Annotated in this window: 20 protein-coding genes; 10 read left to right on the plus strand and 10 right to left on the minus strand. The window is 53.1% G+C overall.

Annotation, left to right across the window (positions count from 1 at the left end):
• Positions 1–461 precede the first annotated feature (461 nt).
• From AAY24_RS15895 to AAY24_RS15930, 10 genes are all read right to left on the minus strand, one after another.
• Positions 462–1,391, minus strand: coding sequence for an SDH family Clp fold serine proteinase (locus AAY24_RS15895; RefSeq protein WP_046860518.1), 930 nt, complete (start codon positions 1,389–1,391; stop codon positions 462–464).
• Positions 1,392–1,396: 5 nt separating this feature from the next.
• Entirely contained in the window at positions 1,397–1,579 is a 183-nt protein-coding gene (locus tag AAY24_RS15900) for a hypothetical protein (RefSeq protein ID WP_046860519.1), read from the minus strand.
• A 161-nt stretch (positions 1,580–1,740) separates the two neighbouring features.
• Entirely contained in the window at positions 1,741–2,592 is an 852-nt protein-coding gene (locus AAY24_RS15905) for an IS3 family transposase (protein ID WP_199930577.1), read from the minus strand.
• Complete coding sequence (locus AAY24_RS15910; protein ID WP_046859812.1) at positions 2,592–2,963, minus strand: transposase; 372 nt, start codon at positions 2,961–2,963, stop codon at positions 2,592–2,594. Before AAY24_RS15910 ends, AAY24_RS15905 begins: the two co-directional genes overlap by 1 nt.
• 114 nt (positions 2,964–3,077) lie before the next feature.
• Positions 3,078–3,761 (minus strand): hypothetical protein, encoded by a 684-nt coding sequence (locus tag AAY24_RS18640; RefSeq protein ID WP_052761279.1) that lies wholly within the window; start codon positions 3,759–3,761, stop codon positions 3,078–3,080.
• 99 nt (positions 3,762–3,860) lie between these two features.
• The gene (locus AAY24_RS19290; protein WP_199930406.1) at positions 3,861–4,472 is read right to left on the minus strand and encodes a hypothetical protein; all 612 of its coding nucleotides are present in this window, start codon (positions 4,470–4,472) and stop codon (positions 3,861–3,863) included.
• A gap of 104 nt (positions 4,473–4,576) precedes the next feature.
• Positions 4,577–4,900, minus strand: a complete 324-nt coding sequence (locus AAY24_RS15920; protein WP_046860520.1) for a DUF6572 domain-containing protein — start codon at positions 4,898–4,900, stop codon at positions 4,577–4,579.
• A 100-nt stretch (positions 4,901–5,000) separates the two neighbouring features.
• Positions 5,001–5,516: a hypothetical protein gene (locus AAY24_RS19295; RefSeq protein ID WP_199930407.1), complete on the minus strand. Its 516-nt coding sequence runs from the start codon at positions 5,514–5,516 to the stop codon at positions 5,001–5,003.
• A gap of 343 nt (positions 5,517–5,859) precedes the next feature.
• Positions 5,860–7,035, minus strand: coding sequence for an IS91 family transposase (locus tag AAY24_RS15925; RefSeq protein WP_046861254.1), 1,176 nt, complete (start codon positions 7,033–7,035; stop codon positions 5,860–5,862).
• A gap of 2 nt (positions 7,036–7,037) precedes the next feature.
• Positions 7,038–7,898, minus strand: a complete 861-nt coding sequence (locus AAY24_RS15930) for a tyrosine-type recombinase/integrase (RefSeq protein WP_335337169.1) — start codon at positions 7,896–7,898, stop codon at positions 7,038–7,040.
• Positions 7,899–8,723: 825 nt separating this feature from the next.
• Between AAY24_RS15930 and soeA the strand changes: the two genes are divergently transcribed.
• The 10 genes from soeA to cydB all read left to right on the plus strand — a co-directional run bounded on the left by soeA (position 8,724) and on the right by cydB (position 19,933).
• Complete coding sequence (gene soeA, locus AAY24_RS15935; RefSeq protein ID WP_046860521.1) at positions 8,724–11,636, plus strand: sulfite dehydrogenase subunit SoeA; 2,913 nt, start codon at positions 8,724–8,726, stop codon at positions 11,634–11,636.
• The gene (locus AAY24_RS15940) at positions 11,633–12,358 is read left to right on the plus strand and encodes a 4Fe-4S dicluster domain-containing protein (RefSeq protein WP_046860522.1); all 726 of its coding nucleotides are present in this window, start codon (positions 11,633–11,635) and stop codon (positions 12,356–12,358) included. Before soeA ends, AAY24_RS15940 begins: the two co-directional genes overlap by 4 nt.
• A 127-nt stretch (positions 12,359–12,485) precedes the next feature.
• Positions 12,486–13,466 carry a dimethyl sulfoxide reductase anchor subunit family protein gene (locus AAY24_RS15945; RefSeq protein ID WP_046860523.1) on the plus strand — a complete coding sequence of 327 codons (981 nt, stop codon included), beginning with the start codon at positions 12,486–12,488 and terminating at the stop codon, positions 13,464–13,466.
• Between the two features lie 28 nt (positions 13,467–13,494).
• Positions 13,495–14,310, plus strand: a complete 816-nt coding sequence (locus AAY24_RS15950) for an esterase/lipase family protein (protein WP_046860524.1) — start codon at positions 13,495–13,497, stop codon at positions 14,308–14,310.
• Positions 14,311–14,389: 79 nt separating this feature from the next.
• Complete coding sequence (locus AAY24_RS15955; protein WP_046860525.1) at positions 14,390–14,929, plus strand: hypothetical protein; 540 nt, start codon at positions 14,390–14,392, stop codon at positions 14,927–14,929.
• Between the two features lie 331 nt (positions 14,930–15,260).
• Positions 15,261–16,220 (plus strand): SLAC1 anion channel family protein, encoded by a 960-nt coding sequence (locus tag AAY24_RS15960; protein WP_046860526.1) that lies wholly within the window; start codon positions 15,261–15,263, stop codon positions 16,218–16,220.
• A 35-nt stretch (positions 16,221–16,255) separates the two neighbouring features.
• Positions 16,256–16,657, plus strand: a complete 402-nt coding sequence (locus AAY24_RS15965; RefSeq protein WP_046860527.1) for a DUF6858 family protein — start codon at positions 16,256–16,258, stop codon at positions 16,655–16,657.
• Positions 16,658–16,670: 13 nt separating this feature from the next.
• A complete protein-coding gene (locus AAY24_RS15970) occupies positions 16,671–17,093 on the plus strand; it encodes a NifB/NifX family molybdenum-iron cluster-binding protein (protein WP_335337182.1) in 423 nt (140 codons plus the stop codon).
• 133 nt (positions 17,094–17,226) lie between these two features.
• Positions 17,227–18,783, plus strand: a complete 1,557-nt coding sequence (locus AAY24_RS15975) for a cytochrome ubiquinol oxidase subunit I (protein WP_046860528.1) — start codon at positions 17,227–17,229, stop codon at positions 18,781–18,783.
• A 10-nt stretch (positions 18,784–18,793) separates the two neighbouring features.
• Positions 18,794–19,933, plus strand: a complete 1,140-nt coding sequence (cydB, locus tag AAY24_RS15980) for a cytochrome d ubiquinol oxidase subunit II (RefSeq protein WP_046860529.1) — start codon at positions 18,794–18,796, stop codon at positions 19,931–19,933.
• The last annotated feature ends 55 nt before the right edge of the window (positions 19,934–19,988 follow it).

Below are 19,988 nucleotides of genomic sequence, written 5' to 3' on the forward strand. Positions count from 1 at the left end.
GTCATCGCCTCATATTCTGCCGGCGCCAGGTAGCCTATCCCTGAATGCGTCCGCCGGTGGTTGTAGAATCGGTTGATGCAATAGTTGAGGGAATACCCAAATCGTTGGTGCATTCCCGGATGACAACTCGGCCCTGATGCTGGTGGCAGCCCGTCTCAGGTACATCGCGGGGACCAAGTGAGGGATCCGTCGCTATCTGTCGATGGAGGCGCTTGAGAAACAGGACCTGGAGAGCTCGATTACCGCGTAACCGCGAAGTTACCGCCAAGCAAAGTGCGAAAGATTTTTGACACTACCGTTGATGTAACGGGCCTATCATCACCCTCCTGTGGCAAGACCGGAAGTGTCTATTGGACCGTGGGAAGTCCAGTGATGTCTGCTGGTGTTTACTTTTCTTGGGGAGCTCGGCTCGTTAACTCCCGCTTAAAGTGCGCCCCCAGGCGTCATCTTTAAAGCGTTTGTTAGGCGCTTGGTTTTTGAATGTCAGAAGCCAAGAACCAGCCTTTGCCATTTTGATTTTCAATGAACTTGATACAGGAAGTGATATCCAATGTGACCGCCGAAGCGTGAAAAACAGAAAGGACTTTCTCTTGATAATCTTGGTCATCTTCAAGCGCGGCGACTTTTAAACCGATTTCTTTACACTTTTCAATATTAATTGGTCTACCGTGCGATTTATGCTCAGCAGCATTTCCCAACCACTTAGCGATATCTGTTCCTTTTTTATCTTGATCGGAACCAAACATATAATTATCAAGCCACTCAGCTACTTTTGATTCAGAGTTCTTAATTGTATTCTCACAGATATTCAAAATACCAGGTGGCAACAAATTAATTCTGTTTACCCACAGGGGAGCCGTTTTTGGATCAGCAATTATAGACTCCCTAGCTTTCTTAAAATCATCAAGAATAGAATGCGCGGGTGCCGTGAATTGGCCAGATGGACTAGGTAGTGTTAACTGAGGGTCAATGGGTCCCATAGCCGATTGCTTGCCCATAACAATCTCATCACATGCACAAGATATCATAGTTGCGGCCGACATAGCATTCTGGGGTATAACAGCCCTAATATGATCATACTTGGCTCTTAGGTATTGAACTATTTGCTCAGCAGCTTCTAATGATCCACCTGGGCTATGCAATATAAGGTCTAATTTTTTTCTTTTTAGCCCATGCACTGCGGCCATAAAGCCCTGTACATCTTGCAAGTTTATAGATTGAAAAGTAGAAGGTATAGACGGTGCTTTTATGGAAGTAAAACCAGACATGTAGATAATAACATCCCTATCTACATAGTCGGAAAGATCTTTTAGGTATTCTCTTCTGACATCATCTTGAGCTTTACCCTTGGTCTCTTGTATACGCTCTTGAATCTGGCTCCTTGAAGGCATTATTTCTATTCCTTTGTATATATATTTACTTGAAATTTATTCTGTTCATTGAGTAATGACTTCGAGGCAACATCAATTGCCTCAATTTCCTCTTTGGATATATTCTTATCACAAAAAGCTAGGATTATTTCTCGTTGCTCCTCAAGATCCTTATCCTTTAACTTTTTTTCAAGATGTTCAACTTCCATACAACCCCCTATAGATACCCTGTTTACCAAAAACCTTCCATCAATTTATTGTAGTACATTTGTGCTTCGCATTTGGGCGTATTACGAACTCGGGGCGCCTAACGCCAGCATTTGCGGCTGGTTTGTAGCGCAGTGAACTAGCACCACTTTTGTGGACACTTTTATTGGAATAGCTTTTCATAATTCTCTGGTGATTGGTAGCCTATCCCTGAATGTAAACGCTCTCGGTTATAAAACTCGATATACTCCACCAGATGCGCCACCGCACTGATGTCATTTTCAAATAGCCTGCGATGAATGAGTTCTGCCTTCATGGTGTGAAAGAATGATTCGACAAAGGCATTATCCAATGGGTTGCCCTTTCGACTCATGCTCCTGGTCATGCCAGCGGCCTCCACCACATCTCGGTATTCATGTGCCGCATATTCAATTCCCTGATCAGAATGGAATAGACAACCCTCCTGAGGATTCGACCGGGTTAGTGCCATTTTGAGGGCGCTTTTTGTCAGCTCTGCATTCCGTTTTCGACTAAATGACCAACCCACAACCTTTCTACTGAATAGGTCAAGAACTACTGCATGGTAGAGCCAACCCGTTTTGGTCTTAATATAGGTAAAGTCACCCGCCCATTGTGTGCCTGGCTGTACTGGCTTCTCCATCTGCTTCAATTGATTGCCGGTAGACGAGTAGAATTCATGTTGGCCGGGTCGCCACGCATAAAGTCCTGTGGTAGAAGCCTTTACACCCATCTCTTTCATCAAACGATTAACCCGTCTGCGGCTGCAAGGCAGACCTTTTTGAATCAATTCCTGATGTAATCTAGCTGCCCCATAGCTGCGACGAAAACCTTGATGTAGCGTCTTGATCGCTTCCATCAGCTTGAGATCATGTGCTCTGTGGTTACTCATAGGCCGTGCTTTCCATGCATAAAAACCACTTCTTGAAACACCATAGAGTTCACACAGGCGATCCAGTTTGTGTTTGTCACGGTTCTTCTCGATAAAAGCAAATATTACCGCTTTGTCTTCTCGAAGAACCGTTTCGCTTTTTTTAACAGATCAAGCTCCTCTGTACAACTTTCCAGGGCTTGCTCTAATTCTTTGATCCGCTTATTTGCTTTTGCCAGCTCTGCCTCTTTTTCAACCAAAGGGTCTGTTCTTTTTACTAGCCTCTTGGGTGATACCTGCTTTGATTTCATGTGCTTATTTTCCCGGAGTTCGCCGTTTTTGTACTCCATTCGCCAACGGTAAAGCATGACCGGGTGGATTCCAAGCGACTCAGCAATATCCTTGGCTATAACTTTAGGGTGATTAGCCAACTTAACGGCCTGTTGCTTGAACTCTAGTGTGTATCTATCGTAATTCCGCTTCTTTGTTTGTCCCATCTCGTACCTCTTCAACAGATCAGTCCACGACTGTCCATTAAAGTGGTGCTAGTTCATAGCGTAGGCTGTCCGAGCGAGGAACGAGCGTTGTTGAACTTTTTGTTAGGGTTTGTTTTACAAAATCGCACGGCCGGGATCTCCATATCCTCCGAGTAGCGCATCTTCTTCAATGTCCTCGTCACCACCTGGTTCGTAGTAGCTAAAGTGTGTAAATCCTATCTGCTGAGCAAATCCTATTAACTCATGCTGCGCCTTGTCGCTTAACCTTGGAGACATCGCCAGTACTCGATTAGTGGGCATATCGCCGTTCCCAAACAATGAGTAACTTGTAGCCCCAGCCTCTTTTAACTTTAGTTTGACCTCCTCTAGGTCTGGTAATGCTGAATTTATACCGATGTTAAGATGTTTGATTACATTGTTTTCTTGTAAACCTTGATCATCTGTCTTTTCAATTTTCGCTTTCAGGCCCGCGATAATTGATGACAGTTCTGCTATATGTGCATCGGTTTTTGAAACTACAACTTTTTCATTTGTTTTTTGATTTAAATATGTTGAGTAGTATGAATCTTCTTGTAGCTCAGGACGAAACTTTGTTTGTAAAAGAAAAACAGCGATTAAAAAAATAGGTACATTGACAATTGCCGCAATAGTTAAAGCGTAAGACTCTAATGATCCTTGGTTCAAATTAGCAACCGCAAATAAAAAGCAACTATCAATAGAAAATAATCCAGCAAGCCAAGCACCTAGCAATTGAATAGGTTTAGTTATTTTTTCTGGCTTTATACTTTGATCGCTCATTGAAGATTCGTTTCCTTCTTTACCCTAACGCCGCAAATAACCGGACGCAAAAAGCGGAGCGCAGCTTTTTGCACCCGAGTTAATTTGCCTTGTTAGCATCTATGGTTCTAATATGACCATTGGGACCGATAGCCATTCTTTAAAGTTGGTCTGCGCTGAATACACTCTTACCAAAGCCTTTACCGGCAGTTCTATAGGCCCCACTACCGTATTTGCCAAGTCTTGGAATGCGGATACACCAGATGAAAAATAATCTGGGGTTGGAAGCAAAGCAAATTTACTTTCATTGGACTGTAGTGAAAAGTAATATTCCTCAGCAATCAATTTATCCCTATAGTCTTCTGGATTTTCCTTTGGTTTCCCAACTATCGTAATTGTACTTTTGCTGCGCTTAACTTCCACTTTGTTTATTGACAAAATGCCTTTTGCCCAACAAATGACTGATGAACTACCAAATTGATATTCTGCCCCGAGAAATTCTGGGTAAGCGGAAATTTTATTTTCAAGTTTTTCAAGCATTCCAATTGTTGAAATTGCGTAGGACTTACTTTCAACTGAACTAGCGCCAGCCGAAATTAATGGTATCCGTGCAGAAGCATTTAACCCTTCAGTTTTAGTTATTTTTGTTTCCGGCGAATATCCCATTTCTGTCTCATACATTGCTGATATGAAATCTCGATCAAGATAGATGAGTTTTTCAAATAATTTCACCGTCATCCCTTATGATTTTTGATGCTAACGCTGGCAGAATGCGCAAATTTGGAAGCCGAAGGCTGGAAAATTTGTCGCTATTGCTGGCCTTGTTAGCTGTGGACTCACCCGCTGACTTCCCAATTGAAATTAAACCCAGCCTCTTCAATTACTGGTTGAACTAGACCTAGAAACTTTGTTCCCTCCTCATTGGGGGGATGCATACATGTAAGCTGAATATTAACATTTAGGCCTTTGGCTGAGGGATACTCCTCATAGATTTGACCGGATTCAGCGAATGTAATGTATGCATTAATTTTGTTTTGCAAAATCAGTAGTTTCTCATTTTTCTCATCCCACTCCAGGTGATCCGAGATAACCAAAGAAACGTAACCTTTTTCTTCGTTATTTGCGATGATGTCTATGACATTTTCTTGCTCAATGGTCATGTGTTTACCAGCTAACGAATTAAATAAGGGGCGGACAAAAGCGGAGCTTTTGTTCGTCCAAGTGAGCGAAAGCGAACGGTCTTGATTGCCTTGTTATAAATCATTTTGCTTTCTGCATTTTTAGCAATAATTTATGACAAGCTTTGTATAAAAGATACTCCATATCTTCTGCATCGAACACCGGACGGAAACGCAAAAATGCACGCCAGGTAAATAGGCGACCAATATACTGACTAACTTTCATTTTCTCTGTAACAGAGAAAGTAGCTTTTGTTTTTGCAGTACTTAAAAAATAAAGGCGAGAGCTAATGGTTATTTTTGGTCTCCACATTAAAGGGAGACCAATATCTCCTAAAGTTAAATCCCATGCGTCTCCAGACTGAAACTTTGGTACTACAACATCAAGAACTAAATCAGTGTTTTTTGGGTCTTCAATGTTTTTTGCGGACGGTAATGAAAAAATTTCTTTTAGACTGTGGCGAAGGTTACTGTCTAGGTCTTCATTTTTAAACATACCCCATTGGTCTATGTGCCTTTTTATATCCGATCTTGGTGCTACTGCAAGTGTGCCTAGAAACACTCTAGGTTTATCTTTTTTTAGTATTTTGCTAAACACTCATAACTTCCTTGATGATTTATAACCTTTAAGCATTTATGCCGCGTGACTTTCATGTGGCATAAATGCCTGTTGAACTGAGCCGCCCTCGATAGGGTTGCCCAACTCTATTAATAAGAAATTGTTTTTTTCCGGCTGCCCGGCGGTTTGCTATTTGGGGTGACAGCGCAGGAAGGTCTTCGGTGTTGTGCATTCCGGCCCCGCTTCCTGAAGGCTAGCCGCCCGTCTTTCTAACGATTTTTCTTCATAATGCCTCATTTTCCAGCCCCTGGCCACTACCTGCCCGTCAGACCCCTCGGGCCTGTTGATTGCCTACATCTTCCCCCGTGCAACGGGGCCAGCGTCACTCGCCGCCAGGGCGTCGCGGTGGCAACTCCATTACTACGCGCAAACGCCCGCCCTGGCATACCGGGCAGGGCCAGGCGGCCACCTCCGGGGTGGATCGGTTTATCGCCTTGTCCGGCTCGGCCTCGGTTGCCTCGGCCCGGGTGATGGCCGTCCGGATCTGGGGCAGTCGCCTGGCCCGACAGCAGTTGGCCAGGTAGCCGTAGTGGCGGATACGCATCAGGCCCTTGGGCAGCACGTGCAGCAGGAAGCGGCGGATAAACTCTGCGTGATCCAGCTGCATCACTTTGGGCTTTTCATCATCCCCATAGTCCTTGTAACGGAAGCTCACCGTCTCTTCATCCATGGCCAGGATCCGCCGATTGCTTATGGCAGTGCGGTGGCTGTAGCGGGCCAGGTAGTTCACCACCGACCGGGTAGCCTGTTCACAGGGCCGGCTGAACACCACCCACTCTTTGTGCATCAACTCATCCAATCGGGCGTCTGCATCGGCTGCGGTCACCCGGTACAGTTCGCCGCTCTCGAACAGGCGGCGTAGACGATGGACCAGGTGGCCCCGGAAGTAGCGCGACAGCGCCCTGACCGGGAACAGGTAGTGACTCTTTGCTGCCTTCCATTGGCCCTGGTCCGTGAGCACACCACCCGGCACCAGGCAGTGTAGGTGCACATGTTGGGTCAGGGTCTGACCCCAGGTGTGTGACGTGCAAGGATGCACTAATGCCGTGGGCGCAGGATGCGCAGGAACGGCCAGCACCGCCGTCATCCCCAGTTGCCCGCCCAACCTTCTAGGGTCCTCACCAAAGCGCTTCAGTGTCGCCCAAACCGATGCAAACAGGGCCCGATACAGGACATCCGGGTGCAGCTGCGCCCAACCATTGAGGGTGTCGGGCAGGGTAAATACCAGGTGGTGGTAGGCAACCGGTAACACTGCCTGCTGCTGGGCTTCGGCCCATTGCCGGCTGGCCCGTTGCTGGCACTGGGGGCAGTGCCGATCGCGGCAGCTGTAGTAGTGGGTCTGATCATGAGCGCAGCGGTCACAGGCCAGCCGGTAGCCGCCCAGGGCTTCGGTCCGGCACTGCCGGATATGGTCGCAGACCCGGAGACGACGGCTATCCAGGCGATGCCGTGCACAGTAGTGCGGCAGGTGCGCCGCCAGCACCTGCTGCAACCCCAGACTCACGCCCGGCCTCCCAGGTGGGCGATCAGGTCGCACTGCACCCGCTCGCGACTGTTGTAGCGTGGCAACCAGTGCAGATATCCCAGGGTGCTGTGGATATCCCGGTGGCCCATCAGGTGTTGCAGTTGGTTGACGGCCAGTCCCGCCTCCAGCAGGTGGGTGGCGTAAGCGTGGCGCAGGGCGTGAATGCCGCCGCGCTTGCGGATGCCGGCCTGTGCCTTGCAGCGCCGGTACACCCGCTGGATGGATCTGGCATCCAGGTGTCGACCGGGGAAGTGCTCGCTGCTGGGGAACAGCCAGTCGCTGGGGCGATATATTCGCCAGTACCGGCGTAACCGCTCCAGCAGTTGGTCGGACAGAGTGACCATCCTGTCCTTGCGGCCCTTGCCCTGTTCCACCCGCAACAGACGACGCTCCCCATCGATGTGACGTACCTTGAGCGAGACCAGCTCATTGACCCGCAGTCCGCAACCGTAACAGGTCAGCAGCATCATCCGGTGCTTCTCGTTGTGACAGGCGTGGATGATCGCCGCCACCTCCTTGCGGGTCAGCAGCTCCGGGATCTGTTGCGGTCGCTTGGGTAGAACAATCGGCACATCGAAAGCCTTCCAGCCCAACACCTTCAAGTAGAAAAAGCGGATGCCGTTAAGATAAAGCCGGCAACTGGCGTTGGCCAGCTGGCGTTCCCGGACCAGGTGGGCGAAGTAGGCTTGCAGATCATCCGTGGTGAGCTGGTCGGGTGAACGGTGACTGAAACGCGCCAGGTCGGTAACGGCACGCAGGTAGCACTCATGGGTGCGCGGAGAGAAGCCATGCTGCTGCATGGCCTCGATCATCTGTTGACGTAAGGAAGTCATCATCACTCTCCTGTAGCAAGACCGGAAGTGGTCTTTGGAAAGTGTGGTGAATAAGAGAAAAAAGCGAGGTTTTAAGAGGCTACCGCGAAGCGGTTTAGTTCAACAGCTGATTATGCGTCTCGCGCATTTCTTGAGAAATGTTGCTCGCGCATCATTTGAAAAATGCGTCTTATTGTTCTGAGTATCCCCATACTACCTATATTCCTTAGTGACTGCTAGATCCCGTATTGGGCTGTTTTCTACCCAATTACAGGGTTGGTGCTAAGGTCGAATAGTGTCCGGCGGACACAGAGGCATGTCACGCACATAGCGCACGGCAGCTTCATGTCGATTGGGGTCGCTCAGGCATAGATCCCGGCAGTCCGCTTTGGCCCTACGGCAGATCCGTTACTAACTATTAATAGAGAAGTTGTCGGAATTGGAACCGCCTTTTTGCGAATAACTGGTTCCACTGAAGGCAGGCAGCATTAACCCGTTACCGGAAGCAATTTCCGCTATTCTCCTGGATATGGCTATATTTGAAACTCACCAACCAGCCCCGCCGGAAGTAGGGGTTCAGACCGGGATTCCCTTCGATAGCCTTTTGAAACCGGGCGGTAGCGGGCGGGGCGGTATGGTGTCGCCGTTGCTTTGATGCTTTAGCTGGAGTTGGGTGGTGGCCGATATCACCCTGTGGAAATCCCTTTCTGGAGGTCGGGTAAACCCCAGAGGGTCATTCACTCACTCCATGTCTCCATAAACTTTGCTGCAGTTGCGGTGCCGATTGCGGGAATATTAGAATAAGTTTAATTAATAATTTTTCTCATTTACAGATTCGGGACAGTGCCCATGCAAGATCCAACCACCCAATCCGACAACGACCTGGGGCGCGTGGAGGTTAAAAACACCACCTGCTACATGTGTGCCTGCCGTTGCGGTATCCGGGTGACCCTGCGGGACGGCGAGATCCGCCACATTGAGGGCAACCCCAACCATCCCCATAACCAGGGGGTGATCTGCGCCAAGGGTTCTTCCGGGATCATGAAGCAGTATTCGCCGGCGCGCATCACCAAACCACTGCTGCGCAGGCAGGGGGCGGAGCGGGGCACTTCGGAATTCGAGGAGATCTCCTGGGAGCAGGCGTTCGAGATGATCACCGAGCGGCTGGCGCGGATCCGGGCGGAAGACCCCAAGCAGTTTGCCCTGTTTACCGGCCGCGACCAGATGCAGGCCCTCACCGGCCTGTTCGCCAAGCAGTTCGGTACGCCCAACTACGCCGCCCATGGCGGTTTCTGCTCGGTCAACATGGCGGCCGGCATGATCTATACCATCGGCGGTTCGTTCTGGGAGTTTGGCGGGCCGGACCTGGATCGGGCCAAGCTGTTTGTGATGATCGGCACCGCCGAGGATCACGACTCCAATCCGCTGAAGATCCACATCTCCAAGTTCAAGCGTCGTGGTGGTCGCTTCATCTCCATCAACCCGATCCGCTCCGGCTACTCGGCCATTGCCGACGAGTGGGTGCCGATCAAGCCGGGTACCGATGGTGCGCTGATCCTGGCGATCAATCACGAGCTGATCAAGCAGGGGTTGTTCGACCGGGAGTTCCTGACCCAGTACTCCAATGCTGCGGAGCTGGTGGTGGACGATCCCCGGCGGGATGACCACGGCCTGTTCAGCCGCTTCGAGATGCATGTGGAGGAGGGCTGTTTCGATCCGGAGAACAAGCTCTGGTGGGACCGGGACCTGGACCGGGAGATCTCCACCCACACCCCGGGCAGCGATCCCCGGCTGCTGGGTGAGTTTCGCCTGGAGGACGGCACCCGGGTAAAACCGGCCTTTCAGCTGCTGAAGGATCGCCTGGATGAGTACACCCCGGAGTGGGCCGAGGGGATCACCGGTATTCCGGCGGACACCATCCGCCGCCTGGCCCACGAGATGGGGGTCACCGCTCGGGATCAGAAGATCGAACTGCCGATCCAGTGGACCGACAGTTGGGAGAACGAACATGAGACCATCACCGGCAACCCGGTGGCCTTCCACGCCATGCGCGGTATCGCCGCCCACTCCAACGGTTTCCAGACGATTCGTGCCCTGAGTATTCTGATGACTTTGCTGGGCACCATCGACCGGCCCGGTGGTTTCCGCCACAAGGCGCCGTTCCCCCGGCCCATTCCCCCCTGTCCCAAGCCACCCAACTCACCCGACGGGGTGAAACCCAACACTCCGCTGGATGGTATGCCCCTGGGCTGGCCAGCTCGGCCGGAGGATCTGTTTGTCGACGAAAAGGGTGAGGCGGTACGCCTGGATAAGGCGTTCTCCTGGGAGTATCCGCTGTCGGTGCATGGCCTGATGCATAACGCCATCACCAACGCCTGGCGGGGTGATCCCTATCCCATCGACACCATGCTGCTGTTCATGGCCAACATGGCCTGGAACTCCTCCATGAACACCGAGCAGGTACGCCACATGCTCACCGACAAGGACGAGTCGGGCGAGTACAAGATCCCGTTCCTGATCGTCTGCGACGCCTTCCAGTCGGAGACGGTGGCGTTTGCCGACCTGGTGCTGCCGGATACCACCTACCTGGAGCGTTATGATGCGCTGTCCATGCTGGACCGACCGATCTCTGAGTTTGAGGGGCCGGTGGACTCGGTGCGTATCCCGGTGGTGCCGCCGACCGGCGAGTGCAAGCCGTTCCAGGAGGTGCTGGTGGAGTTGGGCAGCCGGCTGCATCTGCCCGCCTTCATCAATGAGAAGGGCGAGCGAAAGTACCGCGACTATCCCGATTTCATTACCAACTACGAGACCTCGCCGGGCTCCGGTATCGGCTTCCTGGCTGGCTGGCGCGGCAAGGGTGGCGAGAAGTTCCTCAAGGGCGAACCCAATCCGCGCCAGTGGGAGATGTACCAGAAGAACGACTGCTACTACCACTACAAGCTGCCCAAGTCCTACCAGTACATGCGTAACTGGAACAAGGGTTACCTGCACTGGGCGCGCAACCACGGCATGATCCGCTATGCCGAACCGATCACCATCCACCTCTACTCCGAGGTGCTGCAGCGCTTCCGCCTGGCCGCCCAGGGCAAGGGCGAAGGTCGTAAGCCGCCGGAACGGTTGCGCAAGCGTATCGAGATGCACTTCGACCCGCTGCCGTTCTTCAGCGAACCGCTGCTGTCCCGGCTGGTGGATACCCACGAGTATCCGCTCAACGCCCTGACCCAGCGGCCCATGGCGATGTACCACTCCTGGGACTCCCAGAACTCCTGGTTGCGGCAGATCCATACCCACAACTACCTGTTCGTCAATCCGGCCCTGGCCCATGCCAAGGGGATCGATGACGGCGACTGGATCTGGGTCGAGTCGCCCACCGGCAAGGTGCGTTGCATGTGCCGTTACTCGGAGGCGGTGGAGCCGGGCACGGTCTGGACCTGGAACGCCATCGGCAAGGCGGCCGGGGCCTGGGGGCTGTCGCCCAAGGCGAACGAGTCCCAGAAGGGTTTCCTGCTCAATCACCTGATACCGGAAGAGCTGCCGCCCTGCGAGTCGGGCGAGCACCTCTCCAACTCCGACCCGGTGACCGGCCAGGCGGCCTGGTTCGATGTGCGGGTGAAAATCTACAAGGCGGGGCCCCAGGAACCTGAACAGACATCACCCCAGTTCGAGGCGATGAAAATCCTGCCGGGGCAGAAGTCCTACCGGGGACGCTGGCGGGCGTTTTTTGCCGGCAAACTGGGTAAGAAGCGAGGGAGCAAGGTATGACACAACTGGCACTGGTGATTGATCTGAACGTGTGCGTCGGCTGTCATGCCTGCGTTACCAGCTGCAAGGAGTGGAACAGCTCCGGCTGGGCCGGCCCGATGCCGGACGAGAACCCCTATGGAGCCGATCCGAGTGGCGTCTTCTTCAACCGGGTGCAGACCTACGAAGTGGGTTGCTATCCCGATACCGAGACGGTGCACTTTCCCAAATCCTGCCTGCATTGCGAGGATCCCCCCTGCGTGCCGGTCTGCCCCACCGGGGCCAGCTACAAGCGCGAGGACAACGGCATCGTGCTGGTGGATTACGACAAGTGCATCGGTTGCAAGTACTGCTCCTGGGCCTGCCCTTACGGTGCCCGGGAGATCGACGCCCAGAACAAGGTGATGAAGAAGTGCACCCTCTGTGTGGATCGGGTGACCGACGAGTCGCTGCCGGAATCGGAACGTAAGCCGGCCTGTGTGCTGGCTTGTCCCACTTCGGCGCGTATCTTCGGTGATATCCACGATCCGCAATCGGAAGCCTCGGTGGCGATCCGGGAGCAGGGTGGTTATCAGCTGCAACCGGAGTGGGGCACCCAACCGGCCAACCACTACCTGCCGCGTCGTCGCAGCCAGATGCAGATCCACAAGGATGAGCTGATCCGGGCTGACAATCCGTTGCGCAAGGAGGAGGTTGAGATGCCGATCGAGCAGGGCGACACCCTGGACGATGTGGCCTGGTAATCAGGCGCACTGGGCACAGGCGACCTGTCCAGTGCGCGTACGCTTTGGTGATTATTTGGCAGGAGCGGAATCAGCCGCGATTTGAAACCGCTTCTGCAAACAATGTTTGAACTCAGGATTTAAAACGATGCATCCGGCATTCTCGGTAATTTTTCTCACTACCCTGATCGGTATCGGTCAGGGGCTGTTTCTGGCTCTGTTTACCGGCCAGGTATACAGTCTGGCCAACCTGATTCCGGTGCAGGAGAGCCTGGGCTTCTACGCGCTCGGCAGTCTCCTGTCACTGCTGTTCCTGGCGCTGGGGCTGATCTCTTCTGTATTCCACCTGGGACGGCCGGAACGGGCCTGGCGTGCCGTTGCCATGTGGCGCACCTCCTGGCTCTCCCGGGAGGTGATCGTGCTGCCGCTGTTCATGCTGCTGGTATTCATCTACGGGGTGGCCCACTACTTCGGTTGGACCCAACCGCTGTTCATGGTGGCGGATACCCTGCCGGTGGACCTGACCCTGATTGTCGGCGTGCTGGCCAGCGTGACCGCTTTTGCCCTGTTTATCTGTACGGCCATGATCTACGCCAGTCTCAAATTCCTCAAGGAGTGGCACACGGCGCTCACGGTGTCCAACTACACCCTGCTGGGCCTGGCGTCAGGCTTTATGTCTGCGGCGGCGTTCTCCGCTTATGTCAATAATGACCTGGTGTTCCTGTTCGGTATCTGGGCGGTGATCTTCACCCTGGCGGGTGCGGTGTCCCGTGGTGCGTCACTGATCCGCAACCGGGCGCTGCGTGACAAGTATGGTCTGCCCACCGCCATTGGCGTGCGTCATCCCAACATGAAGCAGTTGAGCCAGGGTTTCATGGGCGGTGCATTCAACACCCGGGAGTTCTTCCATGGTCGTACTCCCGAGGCGGTGCGGCTGATCCGCTGGTTCTTCCTGCTGACGGTGTTTCCCATTCCGGTCGTACTGATGGCTGTCGCCTATTCGCTGGAATCGACCTCACTGCCGATCGCCGCCTTCGGCCTGCAGTATCTGGGGCTGATCGCTGAACGTTGGTATTTCTTCGCTGAGGCGAAACATCCACAGAATATCTATTACCAGTCAATGGCCTGAGTGGGTCTTCACAAAGGGATTTAAGGCTATGCAAGGATTGAAACTGATTATCACCACCTGTGCGTTGCTGTTTGGCAGTGTCCAGGCACAGGCCGATGTGGCGGTGTTGATTCATGGTTACCTGGGCAGTGCCAACTCCTGGGAGAGCAGCGGTGTCAATGCGGCGCTGGTAGCCAATGGCTGGAAGCGGGCCGGCATCCTGCGGGCGGATCCTTACGGGGTTGAGTTGACACCGGTGTTGGGTGACGAGGGGAACAACAGCCTCTACCAGGTGGAGTTGCCCTCCCAGGCGCCCATGATGTTGCAGGCGGACCTGTTGCAGGCGATGTTACAACAGGTGGCCCGATTACACCCGGATGAGCCCCTCTCCCTGGTGGCCCACTCCGCCGGCGGTATTGTGGCCCGAATCGTCCTGGTCCGGGGCGCTGTGCCCAATGCCCGGGCGCTGATCACTATCGCCACGCCCCATCTGGGTACCGGTCGGGCCGTACAGGCGCTGGAGAGTACCGATATCCCCTATCCCTTCTGCCTGGTGCAGAACTTTTTTACCGATGGCAAGACCCGCCTGTTGCGGGAATCCCGCGGGGTGCTGCTGGATCTGGTGCCGGCTCGACCGGGCACGCTGCTGTTCTGGCTGAACCATCAGCCCCATCCCTCCATTGCCTACCACTCCATTGTACGACCCGGTCCGGTCGGTATGGGTGATGAGCTGGTGCCGGTGTTCAGTCAGGACATGAACCGGGTTCAGGCTTTGCAAGGTCGCTCGTCGGTGACCGTGGTGAGCAGTGGTCATGCATTGAACCCGGAAGATGGCCGGACCTTGGTATCACTGCTGGGCGGCTGACTGAAAGCCACCGGAATCCTGTTCTTGTTGTGTTGATAAACTACCCTTTAGGTGAGAGGCAATCACCGGAGGTGTAGTGATGGGACGGGTTGCAGATTTCTGCGAGTACAAAGCGAAAAGGGATTACGACCGGCAACTGTTGGAGAACGGCTGGGCGCCGACGCGGCTGGAAGCGGAAGCCATCGGTGGAACCTCCATCTATATCTATGACGACCATACCCGGTTGTTACTCTACTCCGTCATCCAGCGCACCAGTCTGCAACAGATTATTCAGCGGGTTGAACCAGCCGCAGGCGGCGATCTGCTCAGCCTGGCGGAGCAATTGAACGCACTGATTACAGACTTCTCCATGCATGGTCCGTTTCAGGGCGATCCACGACTCTCTCTCATGGCCCAGGCGTCGGCCTGGTTTGCCGGCCTCTCCCTGTCGTTGATAAATCACCGTTTTCTGGATGACCAATCCATCGCGATTTTCAGGTTGTTGGATGCTGAAAACCGGGAGAGCAGTTTTCATCTGGCACATCTGGCGTGGCCGGAAATTATGAGTAGCGCCGATGCGGAGGCACAGCTGTCCGGCATGGCCCGTTCACTGCGCCGCGATCTGATCGAAACCGTTTAAACAGTTTTTTACTGCAACTTGTTCTATCAATTTTCAGTGGTGGATATTTTTCTGTCGCCACCATCCAGCGCGCTATTCCCCCGTGTAAAAAGCTATTGTGTTAATGGTTAACGTGAACTATTAATTATCCGGTGATCATTTTTTCAATTTATAAAACCTTACATAGTATGGTTTTATAAATTGACTAATGTCGTGTTTTGAATTGATAAATTTCAATGCTGTCCTGCCCTGTATTTCATACTATTTCAATCACACAATTAGCCTGTTCAGGGCATTTGTTCACGCAGTAACAGATTAACAACGCACCGCGTTGATGGATGGGGAAGCTTTAATGGATAAGCCTGCAAGACTGGAAAATTTTCCGATCTCTTTTTTTGCCATGGTAATGGGCCTTGCCGGGCTGACTATCTCCTGGGGAAAGGCGCAATCAACCCTTGATATACCCGTCAACCTAAGTGCCGCGCTGGCCTGGTTTACGTTATTGGTATTCGGTATTCTGTTAACGTTTTTTCTCGCCAAGCTGATACGTTTTAATCAAGCGGTAAAAAATGAGTTAAATCACCCAGTCAAACTCAACTTTTTTCCGGCAATATCCATAAGTCTCATACTGCTATCCATCGCTTTCAGACATATTAACCCGAGCCTGTCAGCGGGCTTCTGGTACGTGGGTGCACTGTTGCATCTGCTGCTCACGCTCTACGTGATGAGTTGCTGGATTCATCACGAAAAGTATGAGATTCAACATATCAATCCGGCATGGTTTATCCCGGTGGTCGGCAATGTGCTGATTCCGATTAATGGCGTGCACCTGGGTTATATTGAAGTCTCCTGGTTCTTTTTCAGTATCGGTATGCTGTTCTGGTTAGTGCTTCTGGCAATTATTTTCAACCGGGTGATTTTCCACAATCCATTACCGGCGAAACTGATGCCGACCTTTTTTATATTGATTGCACCACCGGCTGTCGGTTTTATCGCCTATACAGCCCTTACAGGTGAACTGGACTCCGCAGCGCGCCTGCTCTATTACAGCGGACTGTTTCTGACCCTGTTGCTGCTTACCCAGGTTCGACGCTTTGCCCGGTTACAGTTTTTTCTCTCCTGGTGGGCTTACTCATTCCCATTGGCGGCTATCACTATCGCCTCGTTTCTGATGTATGAACAGACATTGATCAACGGTTTTGCCCTGCTGGGATGGGCGCTGTTGAGCATATTGACACTAATTGTTGTTTTCTTGCTTTACAAAACCGCTTTGGCCATCAGCAGGCATAGCATCTGCGTGCCGGAAGGGTAAAGTATCGCCCCATAAATCATCTACTGGTTAGGAAAATGAAACAGTCACTTCTGCAGGAAAAGTATCCGGTATTTCATCTGGAACTGGAAAAGAGTGAGACAACCTTCAACAACGTTGATGAGATCATTGCCTATCTCAAGCAACAGATCGATGAGCACAAGATTGCCAGTTATATCGCCACTTTTGATCACTATGCACATACCAAGGCGCTTGAGGAACACAGCATCGCTGATGACATTCTCGATGCACAGAATATTATCTTCTGCTTCGGTATTGCGTTGCCAAACGCCAATGTGCTGGCTGTCAGGCCGCGCTCGATTGGTGTGGCGGAGACCCCGACTGGCTTTGTGATCAATTTCATGGAGGCGCCGATGCCGGTGGCCAATCAGGCGATGGAGCATTGGGTCTTGTCACTGCGAAACAAGCAGGTGGCGTGATAGCAAACCAAACATGGCGCTACGGTGGACCCGGCTTGTGGATCTGCCGTTTACAGCACAGAGTAACGAGGACGTATTGATGATGAAAATCGGGGTAACAAGTCAGAACTTCAGAACCATAACCGGTCACGCCGGCAAAACTCGCCGGTTCCTGATCTTTTCCGAAAACAGCGATGGCGTGCCGACGGAAGTGGACCGCCTGGATCTGCCTAAAGAGATGTCGATGCATGAGTTCCGCGGCACGGAACATCCGATTGATCAGTTGGATATTCTTATTACAGGAAGTTGTGGCAACGGCTTCAAAAGACGCCTGGAGTCCCGCAATGTCCGGGTCATCACTACCGGCGAACAGGATCCGCTCAAGGCAGTAAGTCAACTGCTGGCCGGGGAGTCCCTGGCACCGCCACTGCCCCATGATCATCAACACGGAAGTTGATTATGAATACCGCATAGAGAAAACACTTTACCGCATCAGTACAGGATTTAACCGGCGATCTGAATGACATCAGGCCGTCACAGTCCAGTGCGTCGTAAATCCGTAAATCTGTATAGCAAAGAGGGGATAAATTATGCTCGATCCCACCATGATTGAACTGTCACGCTGGCAGTTTGCAATAACCGCGCTTTACCATTTCTTGTTTGTTCCACTGACTCTGGGTATCACCTGGATTCTGGTGATCATGGAGTCGGTCTACGTGATGACCGGTAAAGAGATCTACCGGGACATGACCAAGTTCTGGGGCAAACTGTTTGGTATCAACTTCGCCCTGGGTGTGACAACCGGTCTGACCATGGAGTTCCAGTTCGGAACCAACTGGTCCTACTACTCCCATTACGTTGGGGATGTGTTCGGGGCGCCACTGGCGATTGAGGGTCTGATGGCCTTCTTCCTTGAATCCACCTTCGTGGGTATGTTCTTCCTTGGCTGGGAACGGTTGAGCAAACGTCAGCATCTGATGGTGACTTTCCTCACCGCGCTGGGTACCAACCTGTCGGCACTGTGGATTCTGGTGGCCAACGGCTGGATGCAGAATCCGGCCGGTTCGGAATTCAGTTATGAAACCATGCGCATGGAGATGACCAGCTTCGCCGAACTGGTACTCAACCCGGTGGCGCAGGTGAAGTTCATCCATACTGTTGCGGCCGGTTACGTGGCCGGCTCCATGTTTGTTATGGGCATCTCGGCTTACTACCTGCTCAAGGGACGGGATCTTGGCTTTGCCAAGCGCTCCTTCTCGGTTGCGGCCGGTTTTGGTCTGGCCAGTATTCTCTCGGTGATCGTACTGGGCGATGAGTCAGGTTACGAGCTGGGTGATGTGCAGAAGGTCAAGCTGGCAGCCATCGAGGCTGAGTGGGAGACCCATGAACCTCCGGCCGGTTTCACCCTGATCGGTTTGCCGAACCAGGAGGAGCAGAGGACCGTTGGCGAGGTTAAAATTCCCTGGGCCCTGGGTCTGATTGCCACCCGGTCGCTGGATGAGGAGGTGATGGGACTGAAGGATCTGATCGTCCACAACGAAGGGCGTATCCGTTCCGGCATGATCGCCTACGATTATCTGCAACGACTGCGGGCCGGTGAAGTCACCGAAGCCAACAAGGCGGAATTTGAAAAGCATAAACAGGATCTGGGTTACGGCCTGCTGTTGAAAGCCTACACACCGAATGTTGTCGATGCCACGGAAGAGCAGATCAAGATGGCGGCCCAGCAGAGTATTCCCCATGTCGCACCGCTGTTCTGGACTTTCCGTATCATGGTGGCGGCCGGCTTTACCATGCTGGCGATCTTTGTCCTGGCTTTCTACTACAACGCACGCCGCGTGATCGAGAAAAAACGCTGGTTGCTGAAGATCATCCTCTGGTCCATACCGTTACCCTGGATCGCTATCGAAACCGGCTGGTTTATTGCCGAGTTCGGCCGGCAGCCCTGGGCGATTGGCGAGGTGTTGCCGACCTTCCTGGCCACCTCTTCGCTGACCACCGGTGATCTTATCTTCAGTATGGCCGGCTTCATCGGTCTGTACACCTTCCTGCTGGTGATCGAGATGTGGCTGATGTTCCATTTTGCACGGAAAGGCCCCAGCTCACTGCACACCGGCCGTTATCATTTTGAAAAGGCAGAGGCCTGAGGAGACCGTTATGCTTCTAGACTATGAAACCCTCAAGCTGATCTGGTGGCTTTTTGTCGGCGTTCTGTTGATCGGTTTTGCCATCACCGACGGCATGGATATGGGTGTGGGTAATCTGCTGCCGTTTCTCGGCAGGAACGATGATGAACGCCGTCTTATGATCAATACGGTGGGTCCCCACTGGGACGGCAATCAGGTGTGGCTGATCACCGCCGGTGGCGCTATCTTTGCAGCCTGGCCGGCGGTCTATGCCGCTGCCTTCTCCGGCTTCTACGTCGCCATGTTGCTGGTGCTGTTTGCCCTGTTCTTCCGACCGGTAGGTTTTGACTACCGCAGCAAGCTGGGTGATGAGCGTTGGCGCAAGGCGTGGGACTGGGGCCTGTTCGTGGGCGGTGCGGTGCCCTCCCTGGTTTTCGGAGTCGCCTTTGGCAATCTGATCCTGGGGGTGCCGTTCCACCTTGATGAACTGCTGCGCGCCTACTACACCGGTTCGTTCTTCGCGCTGCTCAACCCGTTTGCACTGCTGGCCGGTATTGTCAGTTTTGCCATGCTGACCATGCACGGTGGCATCTGGTTGCAGATGCGTACCGCCGGTGAAATTACCGAACGGGTCAAGGGCTATATCCAGTGGTCCGGTATCGCCGCCATGGTTGCCTTTGCCCTGGCCGGTGTCTGGCTGGTTATGGGGATCGATGGCTACAGTATCATTACCGCGCCTGCCCATGACACGCTGCCCAATCCCCTGGCCAAGGAGGTTGCGGTTCAGGCCGGTGCCTGGTTGCAGAACTACAGCGACTATCCGTTGACCATGCTGTTCCCGTTCCTGGGCTTCTTTGGTATCACCCTGACCATTCTGCTCTCCAGGGCCAACCGGCCAGGATGGGGATTTGTCACCAGCTCGCTGGGTATCACCGGGGTGATTATGACCGCAGGGGTGACCATGTTCCCGTTCATCATGCCTTCCAGCACCCAGCCGGGTAGCAGTCTGACCATCTGGGACGCCCCCTCCAGCCATCTCACCCTGACGGTGATGTTCTGGGCAGTAGTGATATTCCTGCCGATCGTTATCGGCTACACGATATGGAACTACCGGAAGATGTGGGGCAAGTTGACGGTGGAAGAGATGCAGGATCGCTTCTCGGCCTATTGATTACGGAGCGGCCCCGCCGGAGAGTGGTGTTGGGAAAGCGCCCGACTGTCAGGCC

This window comes from Sedimenticola thiotaurini, from assembly GCF_001007875.1.
In the GTDB taxonomy this organism is placed as follows: Bacteria; Pseudomonadota; Gammaproteobacteria; order Chromatiales; family Chromatiaceae; genus Sedimenticola; species Sedimenticola thiotaurini.

Coding starts and splice junctions, on each gene's coding strand:
- soeA (WP_046860521.1), top strand. CDS start 8,724: ATGCAAGATCCAACCACCCAATCCGACAACGACCTGGGGCGCGTGGAG.
- AAY24_RS15900 (WP_046860519.1), bottom strand. CDS start 1,579: ATGGAAGTTGAACATCTTGAAAAAAAGTTAAAGGATAAGGATCTTGAG.
- AAY24_RS18640 (WP_052761279.1), bottom strand. CDS start 3,761: ATGAGCGATCAAAGTATAAAGCCAGAAAAAATAACTAAACCTATTCAA.
- AAY24_RS15960 (WP_046860526.1), top strand. CDS start 15,261: ATGGATAAGCCTGCAAGACTGGAAAATTTTCCGATCTCTTTTTTTGCC.
- AAY24_RS15895 (WP_046860518.1), bottom strand. CDS start 1,391: ATGCCTTCAAGGAGCCAGATTCAAGAGCGTATACAAGAGACCAAGGGT.
- AAY24_RS15975 (WP_046860528.1), top strand. CDS start 17,227: ATGCTCGATCCCACCATGATTGAACTGTCACGCTGGCAGTTTGCAATA.
- AAY24_RS15920 (WP_046860520.1), bottom strand. CDS start 4,900: ATGACCATTGAGCAAGAAAATGTCATAGACATCATCGCAAATAACGAA.
- AAY24_RS15965 (WP_046860527.1), top strand. CDS start 16,256: ATGAAACAGTCACTTCTGCAGGAAAAGTATCCGGTATTTCATCTGGAA.
- AAY24_RS15970 (WP_335337182.1), top strand. CDS start 16,671: ATGGCGCTACGGTGGACCCGGCTTGTGGATCTGCCGTTTACAGCACAG.
- AAY24_RS15940 (WP_046860522.1), top strand. CDS start 11,633: ATGACACAACTGGCACTGGTGATTGATCTGAACGTGTGCGTCGGCTGT.
- AAY24_RS15955 (WP_046860525.1), top strand. CDS start 14,390: ATGGGACGGGTTGCAGATTTCTGCGAGTACAAAGCGAAAAGGGATTAC.
- AAY24_RS15950 (WP_046860524.1), top strand. CDS start 13,495: ATGCAAGGATTGAAACTGATTATCACCACCTGTGCGTTGCTGTTTGGC.
- AAY24_RS15945 (WP_046860523.1), top strand. CDS start 12,486: ATGCATCCGGCATTCTCGGTAATTTTTCTCACTACCCTGATCGGTATC.
- AAY24_RS15930 (WP_335337169.1), bottom strand. CDS start 7,898: ATGATGACTTCCTTACGTCAACAGATGATCGAGGCCATGCAGCAGCAT.
- cydB (WP_046860529.1), top strand. CDS start 18,794: ATGCTTCTAGACTATGAAACCCTCAAGCTGATCTGGTGGCTTTTTGTC.
- AAY24_RS15910 (WP_046859812.1), bottom strand. CDS start 2,963: ATGGGACAAACAAAGAAGCGGAATTACGATAGATACACACTAGAGTTC.